Raw genomic sequence first — 13,568 nt, 5'->3', positions numbered from 1 at the left:
CCTCTTCGCGGGGCAAGCCCGCTCCTTTGTAGGAGCGGGCTTGCCCCGCGAAGAGGCCCGCACAGGCAACACAACCCTCAATGAGCCTCCCCAGCCTTCAACCCTTGCGGCAACTTCCGGGTCAACAACACCGCCACCATGCTCACCGCCAACCCGATCCCCACCAGGTGGAAGGCATCGTTATAGGCCATGATCAACGCCTGCTGGTGGGTAATCTCGCTCAACCTGCCCAGCGCCGCATTGTCATTGCCCAACCGCTCCGCCAACTGTGCCAGGCGCTCGGCCACCTGTGGGTTACTCGGCACCACCGATTCCCTCAGGTAATCGAAATACACCTTGGTGCGCGCATCCAGCAGGGTCGCCAGCAGGGCGATACCGATTGCCCCGCCCAGGTTACGCAGGATATTGAACAGGCTCGACGCCGAGCCCGCATCCTGCGGCTGGATGTAGGCCGTGGCGATCAGCGAGATGGTCACCATGATCATCGGCTGGCCGAGGGCGCGGATGATCTGGATGTGGTTGAACTGCGGCCCGGCAAAGTCCGGGTTCAGCACCCCCGAGCTGAAGCTCGCGACACCGAACAGGCAAAAGCCGATGGCGCACAGCAGCTTGGGTGGGATCACCTTCATCAGTTGCGGCACCAGCGGGATCAGGAACAGCTGTGGAATGCCCATCCACATGATGACTTCACCGATCTGCAGCGCGTTGTAACCCTGGATTTGCGCCAGATACAGCGGCAGCAGGTAGATCGACCCGTACAAACCCACGCCCATGCCCAGGCTGGCGATGCTCGACAGGCCGAAATTGCGGTTGCCGAGAATACGCAGGTTGATCAGCGGCTGGGGCTTGGACAGCTGCAGGATGACGAAGGTAATCAGGCTGATCGTGGCCACCGTCGCCAGGCCGACAATCAGGCTGGATTCCAGCCAGTCCTTGCGGTGGCCTTCCTCAAGAAATACCTGCAGGCAACCGAGCCCCAGGCCCAGGCTGAGGATGCCGGCATAATCGGTGCTTTTCAGCAGTTCCCAGTGGGCTTCCTTCTTCTCCAGGCCGTACAGCAGCCCGGCGATCATCACCAGCCCTGGCGGGATGTTGATGTAGAAAATGTATTCCCAGCCCCAGTTCTCGGTCAGCCAGCCGCCCAGGGTCGGGCCGATCGAGGGGGCGAAGGTGGCCGTCATGGCAAACATCGCCATGCCCTTGGCGCGGTGGTGCTCGGGCAGCTTGATCAGGGTGAGGGTAAAGGCCAGCGGGATCAGCGCGCCGCCGGTAAAGCCCTGCAGGGCCCGGAACAGGATCATGCTCTCCAGGTTCCAGGCCATCGAACACAACAGCGACGACAGCAGGAAGCCGCCGGATACCCATACCGCCAGGCGCCGTGCCGACAACAACTGCACCAGCCAGGCGGTGAGCGGAATCATGATGATCTCCGCCACCAGGTAGGAGGTGGAAATCCACGAGCCTTCTTCCAGGGTGGCCGACAAGGCGCCCTGGATGTCCTTGAGCGAGGAGTTGGTGATCTGGATGTCCAACACCGCCATGAAGGCACCCAGCATCACGCTCATCACCGCGATCCAGTCGCGCCGGGTGGGCTCTGCGGTTGGCCGCAGTAACGGATCACCGGCCATCGTGGCCTTCGTCTTCGCGGCGCAAGTCGACGGTGGCAGTGACCGACATGCCGGGGCGGATGCGACCGTGCAGTGGGTTGTCGGCGGCAAACGTCAGTTTCACCGGAATGCGCTGGACCACCTTGGTGAAGTTGCCGGTGGCGTTGTCCGGCGGCAGCAGGCTGAACTGCGCGCCGGAGGCGGCGAACAGGCTTTCCACCCGGCCTTCGATTGGCGTGTCGGGGTAACTGTCGAACACCAGCTCGGCGCGCTGGCCAGGCTGCATGCGGCCGATCTGGGTTTCCTTGAAGTTGGCCTGCACCCAGATGTTCTCGTCGGGCACGATCGACAACAAGTAGGCACCGGCCTGCACCACCTGGCCATTGCGCGCGCTGCGCTGGCCGATGGTGCCGCTCAGTGGGGCGCGAACCTCGCAGCGGGTCAGGTTCAGCTCGGCCTGGGCCAGGTCGGCACGGGCATTGGCGATCTGCGCATCGAGGCGCTTGAGCTCGGCGTTCAACGCCGTGACCTGCTGGCGCTGGCTTTGCAGGTCGGCGCGGGCCTTGTCCACCTGGGAGCCGGCCACGTGGCTGTCTGCCGAGAGCGTGGTAACCCGCTCTTCGGAGACGAAACCGGGCTTGCGCAGTTTTTCCGCGCGGCTGAGGTCCAGGCGAGAGCGGTCGAAGGTGGCCTGGTTGGCCGCCACCTGGGCCTGGCCTGCGGCAATCAGGCTGCCTTGCTGGGTCAGGCGGCTCTGCGCCTGGGCATATTCCGCTTCACGGGTGGCCAGGGCGGCGTGGGCGCGTTGCACCGCCAGTTCGAAATCGGCGGCCTCCAGGCGCACCAGCAGGTCACCTTGGTTGACGTGCTGGTTGTCGTCGACCCGCACCTCGTCGATGCGTGCACCGAGCTGGCTGGAAATGCGGGTGATTTCCCCCTGCACGTAGGCGTTGTCGGTGCTCTCGTAGAACCGACCCTTGAAATACCATTCGGCCAGGAAGGCCAGGGCGATGATGGCCACCAGGGTGAAGAAGATCGCCAGGCGGCGTTTGAGTTGGGCAGGCATGGGGACTATCGTTCCAGAAATGTAAGCGAATTTAACAGCGGCACATGGCCAGCCGACAAGTGTCGTTCGCGCCATTGCTGGAGCCCGGTGCCCGCTCCCTGCTAACATCCCGCCTTTGTTTCATCTTTCGTTCGAGACTCTCCATGACCACCGTTCGCACGCGTATCGCGCCATCGCCCACTGGCGACCCCCATGTCGGCACCGCCTACATCGCCCTGTTCAACTACTGCTTTGCCAAGCAGCACGGCGGTGAGTTCATCCTGCGCATCGAAGACACCGACCAACTGCGCTCCACGCGCGAGTCGGAGCAACAGATCTTCGATGCCCTGCGCTGGCTGGGCATCGAATGGAACGAAGGCCCGGATGTCGGCGGCCCGCACGGCCCTTACCGGCAGAGCGAGCGTGGCGACATCTACGCCAAGTACGCCAAGGAACTGGTCGACGCCGGCCACGCCTTCTACTGCTTCTGCACCGCCGAAGAGCTGGAGCAGATGCGCGCCGAGCAAATGGCCCGTGGCGAAACGCCTCGCTACGACGGCCGCGCGCTGCTGCTGAGCGACGAGGAAGTGCAGCGCCGCCTGGCGGCCGGCGAGCCCCACGTGATCCGCATGAAGGTGCCGAGCGAGGGCATCTGCGTGGTGCCGGACATGCTCCGTGGCGACGTCGAGATCCCGTGGGACCGCATGGACATGCAGGTGCTGATGAAGAACGACGGCCTGCCCACGTACTTCCTGGCCAACGTCGTCGATGACCACCTGATGGGCATTACCCACGTACTGCGCGGCGAAGAGTGGCTGCCCTCGGCACCCAAGCTGATCAAGCTGTACGAATACTTCGGCTGGGAGCAGCCCAAGCTGTGCTACATGCCGCTGCTGCGTAACCCCGACAAGTCCAAGCTGTCCAAGCGCAAGAACCCCACCTCGGTGACGTTCTACGAGCGCATGGGCTTCATGCCCGAGGCGATGCTCAACTACCTGGGCCGCATGGGCTGGTCGATGCCGGACGAGCGCGAGAAGTTCTCGTTGGCCGAAATGGTCGAGCATTTCGACCTGTCGCGCATTTCCCTGGGCGGCCCGATCTTCGACATCGAGAAACTGTCGTGGCTCAACGGCCAGTGGCTGCGCGAACTGCCGGTGCAGGAATTCGCCGCGCGCGTGCAGAAGTGGGCATTCAACAGCGACTACATGATGAAGATCGCGCCCCATGTGCAGGGCCGGGTGGAAACCTTCAGCCAGATCGCCCCGCTGGGCGGGTTCTTCTTCGAAGGCGCGCTCAAGCTCGACGCCAAGTTGTTCGAGAGCAAGAAGCTCTCGGCCGACCAGGTGCGCCAGGTGATGCAGTTGATCCTGTGGAAACTGGAAAGCCTGCGGCAGTGGGAAAAGGACCGTATCACCGGTTGCATCCAGGCGGTGGTCGATGCCCTGGAGCTGAAGCTGCGTGACGCCATGCCGCTGATGTTCGCGGCCATCAGCGGCCAGGCCAGCTCGGTGTCGGTACTCGATGCCATGGAAATCCTCGGCCCGGACCTGACCCGCTATCGCCTGCGCCAGGCATTGGACCTGCTGGGTGGCGTGTCGAAGAAAGAAAACAAGGAATGGGAGAAGCTGCTGGCGAACATCGCCTGACAGGTTTCCGGCGGCAAGAGGTGTTCCTTGTAGGAGCGGCCTTGTGCCGCGAATCGACCGCACCGCGGTCCCGCCCTTTGAGCGTCAGTGCAAGAAAGGCTGGGACCGCTTTGCGGTCCATTCGCGGCACAAGGCCGCTCCTACAAGGGTTCAGCACTCCGATTCAGCGGGGCAGGGCGGTAAGTGTTTGTTATCTGTGAAAAAAATTTTGAATATTTTCAAAATTTAGTTTGACAGCCCTGCAATCCGATCTTAATATGCGCCCCGTCCACAGCGATGAACGAAAACGAAACGCCAGGCACCCAGCCAGCGCTTCAGTTCAACGCGACATTGTGGGGCTATAGCTCAGCTGGGAGAGCGCCTGCATGGCATGCAGGAGGTCAGCGGTTCGATCCCGCTTAGCTCCACCAAAATTCCGCTTAGCAGCCAAGGCTGCCAAGCAAGACCGGGTCCAGCAACCGGGTCTTGAAGGTAAGAAGGTTCGTCCCCTTCGTCTAGTGGCCTAGGACACCGCCCTTTCACGGCGGTAACAGGGGTTCGAGTCCCCTAGGGGACGCCAGTTTTACACAAGCGATGTTTCAGGATGTCGCTGGGCCGCGAGGCTAAAAATCCGGGGCTATAGCTCAGCTGGGAGAGCGCCTGCATGGCATGCAGGAGGTCAGCGGTTCGATCCCGCTTAGCTCCACCAATTTTGCCGCGATTCGCGAAAGCGGGTCGGCACGAAGGTTATGTCCCCTTCGTCTAGTGGCCTAGGACACCGCCCTTTCACGGCGGTAACAGGGGTTCGAGTCCCCTAGGGGACGCCAGTTTCACACAAGTGATGGTTATACTGTCGCTGGGCCGCGAGGCTAAAAATCTGGGGCTATAGCTCAGCTGGGAGAGCGCCTGCATGGCATGCAGGAGGTCAGCGGTTCGATCCCGCTTAGCTCCACCAATTCTGCCAGGGTTCACGCTTGTGAATCTTCGCGAAGGTTACGTCCCCTTCGTCTAGTGGCCTAGGACACCGCCCTTTCACGGCGGTAACAGGGGTTCGAGTCCCCTAGGGGACGCCACGTTTACCCGCGTTTTGCGGGACTTTAAAGGCTCATTCGCTTATTGAATGGGCCTTTTGTTTTTCTCCCCTCCCCATTATTCGGTGCCGACAAGCGGCAGCCGATTTTGCTTGCTTAAAAATATGATGAGAATAATATTTCGATCATCATATTTCATTCGGTGAGCCGGCGCATGAGTGACAAGAAAAGCAAAACCCGCGAACGCATCCTCGAAGCGGCCCGCAGTGCCTTGATTCAGCACGGCCCGGCCGAGCCCAGTGTCAGCCAGGTGATGGGCGCGGCGGGCCTGACGGTCGGCGGCTTCTACGCGCACTTCGACAGCAAGGACGAGTTGATGCTCGAAGCCTTCAACCAGCTGCTGTGCGAACGGCGGGCATTGCTCGCCCAAGTCGACCCCAGCCTCGACGGCGAGGGCCGCCGCGCCTTGGCGAGCGCCTTCTACCTGTCGCGCAAGCATCGCGATGCCGAAGTGCATGCCTGCCCGCTGCCCAACGCGCTCGGCGAAATGCAGCGCCTGCCCGAGGCCTTTCGCGAGGTGTTGGCCGAGCATATCGAGCTGATGACCGCGGCCATGGTCGACCGCCCGGAAGACGCCGACAAAGCCTTGGCAGACCTAGCCCTGATGATCGGCGGCCTGGCCTTGGCGCGGGCCCTGGGCACGGGCGAGTTGTCTGACCGCATTTTGCGTGCCGCCAAATCGGCGGTGATCTAACCCTTTCGAACCTGGAGCAAGGCGATGACAACCCTGAACTGGATTCGCGGTGTCAACGGCACCCTCGGCCACCTGGCCCCTGAACATATTGCCGGCAAGATGCGCCGCGCCTTCATGACCCCGCGCAACCTGCCGCCCAGGCAATGGGAACTGCCGCTGCTGGCCAGCGCCGAGCGCATCACCCTGCGCTTTGGCCTGTCGGCGCTGCGCTGGGGCAAGGGGCCAACCGTGTTGTTGATGCACGGTTGGGAAGGGCGCCCTACCCAATTCGCCGCACTGATCGAAACCCTGGTGCAGGCGGGGCACACGGTGGTATCGCTGGAGGGGCCGGCCCATGGCCGTTCGCCGGGGCAGCAGGCGCATGTGGTGCTGTTTGCCCGGGCGCTGCTGGAGGCCGCCGCCGAACTGCCGCCGCTGCGTGCGGTGATCGGCCACTCGATGGGCGGCGCCAGCGTGTTGCTGGCGCTGCAGATGGGCTTGCGCGCCGAAGCTGCGGTCAGCATTGCCGCACCCGCGCAACTGCTTGGCGTGCTACGCGGCTTTGCCCGGCACCTGGGCTTGCCAGCCCGGGCCAAGGCGGCGTTCATTCGCCAGGTAGAGCGCGACGTGGGCATGCAGATTGCCCGCCTGGATGTCAGTGGTTACCAGCTGGAACTGCCGGGCTTGGTGGTGCACGCCGCCGATGATGCCCTGGTGCCCGCCAGCGAGGCCCAGGCCATCCACAAGGCCTGGTTCGACAGCCGCCTGCTGCTGTTGCAGGAGGGCGGCCACCAGCGCGTGCTGGCCGACCCGCGCCTGAGCGAGGCGGTGCTGGAGTTGCTTAGCCGCGCCAGTGAGCCAGCGCGGCAAAGCGCTTGAGCATCCATTACACTCGGGGAACTTTGGGGCTGCTGTGCAGCCCTTTCGCGGCACAAGGCCGCTCCTACAGGACGGTGTGCGTCCCTGTAGGAGCGGGCTTGCCCCGCGAAAGGGGCAAGGCACCCCTGCCATTCGGAATTGATCTCAAGGAGTGTGCATGAGCTGGGACCTGGCAACGCCATTCATCATCGACCTGCGCGTGGGCAGTGAAGACATCGACGGCCTCGGCCACGCCAACAACGCGGTCTACGTGACCTGGCTGGAGCGCTGCGCCTGGCGCCATTCCCAGCGCCTGGGCCTGGACCTGGCCGAATACCGGCGCCTGGATCGGGCCATGGCGGTGGTGCGCCACGAAATCGACTACCTCGCGGCAGCCTACGAGGATGACGAGCTGCAACTGGCCACCTGGATCATCGACTGGGACCAGCGCCTGCGCATGACCCGGCGCTTTCAGCTCAAGCGCCCCAGCGATGGCGTGACCCTGTTGCGGGCGCAAACCACCTTCGCCTGCATCGAGCTGTCCAGCGGCAAGCCAAGGCGTATGCCGGCGGAGTTCATCGAAGGTTACGGCCCGGCGCTGATCGGCGCCTGAAACCTCGGCGTTTTTTGCTAGACTGCCGGCTTTTTCCGCTGAGACCCCGCTATGCAAATTGCCCTGGCCCCCATGGAGGGGCTGGTCGACAACATCCTGCGCGACGTACTGACCCGGGTGGGTGGCATCGATTGGTGCGTCACCGAGTTCATCCGCGTGTGCGACCGCCTGCTGCCAGCTTCCTCGTTCGACAAGCTTGCACCCGAGTTGCGCCAGGGTGCGCGCACCGCCGCCGGCGTGCCAATGCGCGTGCAGCTGCTGGGTTCGGACCCGGTGTGCCTGGCGGAAAACGCAGCGCTGGCCTGCGAGCTGGGTGCTCCGGTGATCGACCTGAACTTCGGCTGCCCGGCCAAGACCGTGAACAAGTCCAGGGGCGGGGCGGTGCTGCTCAAGGAGCCGGAGCTGCTGCATGCCATCGTGCAGGAGGTGCGCCGTGCGGTGCCGGCGCACATTCCGGTTACCTCGAAGATGCGCCTGGGCTTCGACAGCCCCGATGGCGCGCTGGACTGCGCCACGGCGCTGGCCGAGGGCGGTTCGGCGCACCTGGTGGTGCATGCGCGCACCAAGGTCGAGGGCTACAAGCCACCGGCACACTGGGAATGGGTGGCGCGGGTGCAGGATGTGGTGCGGGTGCCGGTGTTCGCCAATGGCGAGATCTGGACCGTGGATGACTGGCGGCGCTGCCGCGAGGTCAGTGGTGCCGAGGACATCATGCTTGGGCGTGGCCTGGTGTCGCGGCCTGACCTGGCCCTGCAGATTGCGGCGGCGCGTGATGGGCGGGATTACCAGCCGCTGGGTTGGGAGGATTTGTTGCCGTTGTTGCGCGAATTCTGGCGCCAGGCCCAGGCCAAGCTGTCGCCGCGCTATGCCCCGGGGCGGATGAAGCAGTGGCTGGCGATGCTGACCCGCAGTTACCCCGAGGCGGTGGTGCTGTTTGCCGAGTTGCGGCGTGAGGATGATTGCGCGCGGATCAGCCGGTTGCTTGGGGTTGATGCGATCTCCTTTGAAGCCAGTGTTGCCTGATCTGGCCTCTTCGCGGGGCAAGCCCGCTCCTACACAAATCCCAGCCCCCGTGACGCCCTTGTAGGAGCGGGCTTGCCCCGCGAAAGGGCCCTCAGCATCAAAAATTTTTCTGTCTCCCCTTGAAAGCCTCTCCCCCGGCCATATCTCTTGAGTACGCGATGCCGAAGTCGGGTCGCGTAATGACTTACTTGCTGAATCTCAGGAGTTTATGACCATGACCAGCGCTTTCTCCCTCGCTCCACTGTTCCGCCATTCCGTGGGCTTCGACCGTTTCAACGACCTGTTCGAATCCGCAGCACGTAACGAGGCGGGTAGCAGCTACCCTCCCTACAACGTGGAAAAACATGGCGATGACCACTATCGCATCGTGGTTGCCGCAGCCGGTTTCCAGGAACAGGACCTCGACCTGCAAGTCGAAAAAGGCGTCCTGACGGTAATCGGTGGCAAGCGCGAAAACGCCGCCGCTGAAGTGACCTACCTGCACCAGGGCATTGCCCAGCGCGCGTTCAAGCTGTCGTTCCGCCTGGCTGACCACATCGAAGTCAAGTCGGCGGGCCTGGCCAACGGCCTGCTCAGCATCGACCTGCTGCGCATCGTGCCGGAAGAGGCCAAGGCCAAGCGCATCCCGATCAACGGCGACAAGCCAGCGATCAATTGATTGATTGAGCGCCGCCGCTTTGCGGCGGATCGCGAGCTGGCGCTCGCTCCTACCAGGAAGCCATGGCCCCGTAGGAGCGAGCGCAGCTCGCGATCCGCCGCACGGCGGCGCTCAATAATCCGCCGGCGCCTCCTGCAACATCCGCCGAAATTCCGGCAACGGCAGCGGCCTGCTGTGCAAATAGCCCTGGTACAAGTGGCAACCCAGCCGCTCCAGAAACGCCAGTTGCTCGGTCAATTCCACCCCTTCTGCAATCACCGCCAAATCCAGGCTGCGGGCCATGGCCACGATGGCGCGCACGATCTCGGCATCGTTGGTGTCCACCGGCGCATCGCGCACGAACGTCTGGTCGATCTTCAAGGCATCCACCGGCAACCGTTTCAGGTACGTCAGCGACGAATAGCCGGTGCCGAAATCATCCATGGCGAAACTCACCCCGTGGGCCTGTAGCTCACGCATCTTGCTGATGGTGTCTTCCAGGTTCTGGATCACGATGCCTTCGGTAATTTCCAGCTTCAGCATGCGCCGCGGCAGGCGATAGTCATCCAGGCTGCGCAGCACCCGCTCGACGAAATCGTTCTGGCGGAACTGCCGGGGGCTGATGTTCACGCACAGGCTGAAATCGTCGGCATCGATCAGCTTGTCTTCAAGCATGCGCGCGCAGGCATCGCAGGCTTCATCGAGGATCCAGGAGCCAACTTCCAGGATCAGGCCGCTTTCTTCCAACACCTGAATGAATTGCCCCGGTGGTTGCTGGCCCAGTTGCGGGTGGTGCCAGCGCAGCAGCACCTCGGCGCCGACGATACGGTTGTCGCGGGCATCGACCTGGGGCTGGAAGTGCAAGGCCAGTTCGCCACGGGCCAGGGCCAGGCGCAGGTCGCTTTCCATGCGCAGGCGTTCGCTGGCCGCCTTCTGCATGGTGGTGTGGAACAGCTCGGTGGTGTTGCGCCCGGAATCCTTGGCCCGGTACAGGGCAATGTCGGCGCGCTTGAGCAAGTCGGCTGGCGTGGTGCCGTGGTCGGGAATCAGCGCCACGCCGATGCTTGGCGTTACCTGCAGGCGCTGGCCATCCAGCGACATGGGCTCTGCCAGCAGTTCGCGCAAGGTGTCGGCCAGTTCGCGAACCTTGCCTTCCACCGCCTCGCGGCTGCCCTCCAGGCCGCTGAGCAGCACCACGAACTCATCCCCGCCCAGGCGGGCGACGGTGTCTTCCAGGCGCACGCTGGCTTCCAGGCGGGCGGTGATGATCTTCAGCACCGTGTCGCCTACCGGGTGGCCGAGCGAGTCGTTGATGTGCTTGAAATGGTCAAGGTCGAGGAACAGCAGTGCGCCGCGCAGGTTGTGCCGGCGCAGCAGGGCGATCTGCTGGCTCAGGCGGTCCATCAGCAGGGCGCGGTTGGGCAGGTTGGTCAGCGGGTCGTGGTAGGCCAGGTGGCGGATCTGCGCCTGGGCGTTCTTCAGCAGGCTGACGTCGCGGGCGGTCAACAGCAGGCAGTCCACCTCGTTGAGGCTGATCGGCTCCACCGAAACCTCAACGGTCAGGATGTCCCCACGCTTGTTACGCCCGAGCATTTCCCGGTGGTGCACCCGGCCACGTGCCTTCAGCTCACTGAGCAGGGCATTGCGCTGCTTGTCGTCGGCCCAGATGCCGACCTCGTACACGCTGCGGCCAACCACCTCGTCTGCGCTGTAGCCCGTCAGGCGGCAGAAGCCGTCGTTGACTTCCAGGTAGCGGCCACTGCGCCGCTCGGTGATGGTGATGGCGTCGGGGCTGGAGTGAAACGCCTTGGCGAACTTCTCTTCGCTGGCCTTCAGTGCCGCCTCGGCGCGCTGCTGCTGGGTGATGTCGCGCAGGGTGGTAACGCTGCAGGGCTGGTCGTCGACGGTAATCAGCCGGCTGGCGATCACGCAGGTCAGCGCCGCGCCGCTGCGATGGTTAACCACCACGGCCACGTTGCTCAGGGCCTGTTCGCGTATCACCCGCTCGATGCGTTGGGCGCGCTCGATCGATTCGGCCCACAGGCCGATCTGCTCGGCGGTACGGCCAATCACCTGCTCGGCGTCCCAGCCAAAGGTCTGGGTGAAGGCCGGGTTGATCTCGATGAACTGGCCGGTGTCCTGGCGGGTGACGCAGATCGGGTCGGGACTGACCTGGAACAGGCTGGCGAATTTTTCTTCCGAGGCGCTAAGGCGCTGTTCGCGCTCCACCTGCTCGGTGATGTCCAGCAGCGTGCCGGCCATGCGCAGCGGGTTGCCCTGCTCGTCGCGGTACAGGCGCGCGCGGCTTTCTATATAGCGCGAGGCGCCGTTTTCCAGCTGCACCCGGTAGGTGATCTGGTAGTTGCCCGCGGGGCCTTCGCGCAGGCTGCGGTAGGCCTGGCGCATGGAGCTGCGCTCGTGCTCCGGCACGCCCTCGAAGAACGAATCGAACGATTCGTGGAACGGCACCGGGTCCAGCCCGTGCAACTGGGCGGCGCGGGCCGAGCCATAGAGCATGCCGCTGGGGATGTGCCAGTCCCAGGTGCCCAGCTGCGCCGAGTCCAGGGCCAGGTCAAGGCGCTCCTGGCTGTCCTTGAGCGCCTGTTCGGCGCGCTTGCGCTCGGTGGTGTCGACGAAGGTGCTGATCAGGTAGGTGCCACCCTCAAGGTCAATGCTCTGGGTGCACAGGATGCCGTCATGCAGCTTGCCGCTGCTGGCGCGGAACTGCACCTCCATGATCGCCGGGCCGCTGCTGGCGCGGGTGGCCTCGATCACCTGGTGGCGTTGCTCGGCATTGGCCCACAGGCCCAGCTCGATGCTGGTCTTGCCGATCACCTGGTCGCCGGGCCAACCGAACATGTCTTCGAAGTGCTGGTTGACCTCGATGATCATGCCGTCGTGGCGGCGGCTCAGCAGGATCGCATTGGGGCTTAGGTGGAACAGGGTGGCGAAGCGCTTTTCCGAGTTGATCAGCGCGGTTTCCCGTTCGCGCTGGCGGGTGATTTCGCGGATCACCCCGATCATCTGCCGCCTGCCGTGGCGGTCGTGGGTCAGGCTGCCGTTGATTTCCAGCCAGTGCAGGCTGCCATCCGGCCAGCGGATGCGATGGCGCATGGCCTGTTCCACCGGCTCGCCGTTGACCACGGCGTGGAACAGTTGGCGGGTGCGGGCGCGGTCTTCCTCGGGCAGCAGGTCGAGGTAGTCGATGTCGGCGGGCAGTGGGCGATGGGGGTCGAAGCCGAACAGCGCCTGGGTGCCGCGCGACCAACTGACCCGGCCACTTTCGATGTCCCAGAGCCAGGCGCCCAGGCGCGCGCCGTTGAGCGCCGCCAGCAACTGCGGGGCGTTCTGCCAGGCCTGTTCCGACTCCTGGGGATCGACCGCAGGAATGCGCGGCAGGCGCGGAAAGCGGTTTGCTGATTTGGGCATTGATCACCAGACCTTTGGCGTGTGACGCATCCTTGAGTTGGAAATGCCGGGCTGACGGCGGTCAGGCGGCTTCTGCCTGGCTGTCGAGCAGGGCCATGAAGGCCCGGGCCGCGTTCGATAGCGTTCGCTCCGTGTGCAGAATGTAGCCTAGCTGGCGCGACAGCTGTATGCCGGGCAAAGCGATGGAAGCCACTTGTTCATCGAGCATGGTGCGCGGCAGTACGCTCCAGGCCAGGCCAATGGACACCATCATCTTGATGGTTTCCAGGTAGTTGGTGCTCATGGCGATGTTCGGCGTCAGGCCCTGGCTTTCGAACAGGCGCTGGACAATATGGTGGGTAAAGGTGTTGCCGCCGGGAAATACCGCCGGGTGACGGGCCACATCGCCAAGGCTTACCGCCTGGTTGTTGGCCAGTGGGTGCTCGGGGGCTGCGACGAAGTCCAGGGCGTCGTCCCACACCGGCACCGCCCGAACCAGGTGGTGGGGGTCGGGTGCCAGGGTGATTACGGCAATTTCGGCGCGGCCGTGGAGTATTTCGTCGTAGGCCTGTTCTGAATCCATGAACTGAATATCCAGCGCCACCGCCGGGTACTGCCGGGTAAAGGCTCGCAGCAGCGGCGGCAGGCGGTGCAGGCCGATATGGTGGCTGGTGGCCAGGGTCAGCCGACCGCTCACTTCCCCGGTCAGATTGGTCAGCGCCCGTCGGGTATCATCGAGTACGTTGAGGATCTGGTAAGCCCGCGGCAGCAGGGCGCGGCCGGCTTCGGTCAGGGTCACCTCGCGGCCCAGGCGGTCGAACAGGCGCACGTCCAGTTGCTGCTCCAGCCCGGCGATGCGCTTGCTGATGGCCGGCTGGGTGAGGAACAGGCGCTCGCCGGCCCCGGAAAAGCTGCCGGTTTCGGCGATGGCGATGAAGGCACTGAGGTTGGCCAGGTCCACGGCATTGAATTCCTTTTGGTTATCCAA

At 64.0% G+C, this 13,568-nt stretch carries 10 protein-coding genes and 6 tRNA genes; 12 read left to right on the top strand and 4 right to left on the bottom strand.

Annotated elements, in window-relative coordinates:
- Positions 1–77: 77 nt before the first annotated feature.
- On the bottom strand, positions 78–1,565 hold the full coding sequence (locus F3J44_RS10840; RefSeq protein WP_205299815.1) for an MDR family MFS transporter: 1,488 nt from the start codon (positions 1,563–1,565) through the stop codon (positions 78–80).
- Positions 1,566–1,617: 52 nt separating this feature from the next.
- Positions 1,618–2,673 (bottom strand): HlyD family secretion protein, encoded by a 1,056-nt coding sequence (locus F3J44_RS10835; protein ID WP_167058182.1) that lies wholly within the window; start codon positions 2,671–2,673, stop codon positions 1,618–1,620.
- 143 nt (positions 2,674–2,816) lie between these two features.
- Between F3J44_RS10835 and gltX the strand changes: the two genes are divergently transcribed.
- The 12 genes from gltX (at position 2,817) to F3J44_RS10775 (ending at position 9,193) form a co-directional block, all read left to right on the top strand.
- On the top strand, positions 2,817–4,298 hold the full coding sequence (gltX, locus tag F3J44_RS10830) for a glutamate--tRNA ligase (RefSeq protein WP_167058179.1): 1,482 nt from the start codon (positions 2,817–2,819) through the stop codon (positions 4,296–4,298).
- A gap of 334 nt (positions 4,299–4,632) precedes the next feature.
- A tRNA-Ala gene (locus tag F3J44_RS10825) sits at positions 4,633–4,708 on the top strand.
- 73 nt (positions 4,709–4,781) lie between these two features.
- Positions 4,782–4,857 (top strand) — tRNA-Glu (locus F3J44_RS10820).
- Between the two features lie 53 nt (positions 4,858–4,910).
- Positions 4,911–4,986: transfer RNA gene (locus tag F3J44_RS10815), tRNA-Ala, on the top strand.
- Between the two features lie 42 nt (positions 4,987–5,028).
- Positions 5,029–5,104 (top strand) — tRNA-Glu (locus F3J44_RS10810).
- Positions 5,105–5,156: 52 nt separating this feature from the next.
- Positions 5,157–5,232 (top strand) — tRNA-Ala (locus F3J44_RS10805).
- A 42-nt stretch (positions 5,233–5,274) separates the two neighbouring features.
- A tRNA-Glu gene (locus F3J44_RS10800) sits at positions 5,275–5,350 on the top strand.
- A 172-nt stretch (positions 5,351–5,522) separates the two neighbouring features.
- Complete coding sequence (locus F3J44_RS10795; RefSeq protein WP_167058176.1) at positions 5,523–6,062, top strand: TetR/AcrR family transcriptional regulator; 540 nt, start codon at positions 5,523–5,525, stop codon at positions 6,060–6,062.
- Positions 6,063–6,086: 24 nt separating this feature from the next.
- Positions 6,087–6,920 (top strand): alpha/beta fold hydrolase, encoded by an 834-nt coding sequence (locus tag F3J44_RS10790; RefSeq protein WP_167272198.1) that lies wholly within the window; start codon positions 6,087–6,089, stop codon positions 6,918–6,920.
- 157 nt (positions 6,921–7,077) lie between these two features.
- The gene (locus tag F3J44_RS10785) at positions 7,078–7,512 is read left to right on the top strand and encodes a thioesterase family protein (protein WP_167058170.1); all 435 of its coding nucleotides are present in this window, start codon (positions 7,078–7,080) and stop codon (positions 7,510–7,512) included.
- Positions 7,513–7,563: 51 nt separating this feature from the next.
- Positions 7,564–8,535, top strand: coding sequence for a tRNA-dihydrouridine synthase (locus F3J44_RS10780; RefSeq protein ID WP_167272196.1), 972 nt, complete (start codon positions 7,564–7,566; stop codon positions 8,533–8,535).
- A 214-nt stretch (positions 8,536–8,749) separates the two neighbouring features.
- Positions 8,750–9,193: an Hsp20 family protein gene (locus F3J44_RS10775; RefSeq protein ID WP_167058164.1), complete on the top strand. Its 444-nt coding sequence runs from the start codon at positions 8,750–8,752 to the stop codon at positions 9,191–9,193.
- Between the two features lie 111 nt (positions 9,194–9,304).
- Here F3J44_RS10775 and F3J44_RS10770 read toward each other — a convergent pair whose 3' ends face one another.
- Positions 9,305–12,601, bottom strand: coding sequence for a PAS domain S-box protein (locus F3J44_RS10770; protein WP_167272193.1), 3,297 nt, complete (start codon positions 12,599–12,601; stop codon positions 9,305–9,307).
- A 61-nt stretch (positions 12,602–12,662) separates the two neighbouring features.
- On the bottom strand, positions 12,663–13,541 hold the full coding sequence (locus F3J44_RS10765; protein WP_167272191.1) for a LysR family transcriptional regulator: 879 nt from the start codon (positions 13,539–13,541) through the stop codon (positions 12,663–12,665).
- Positions 13,542–13,568 lie beyond the last annotated feature (27 nt).

This window comes from Pantoea sp. Tr-811, assembly GCF_011752535.1.
GTDB lineage: Bacteria > Pseudomonadota > Gammaproteobacteria > Pseudomonadales > Pseudomonadaceae > Aquipseudomonas.
The sequence above is the reverse complement of the archived record's forward strand: the minus strand, read 5'-3'. Positions and strand labels throughout refer to the sequence as shown.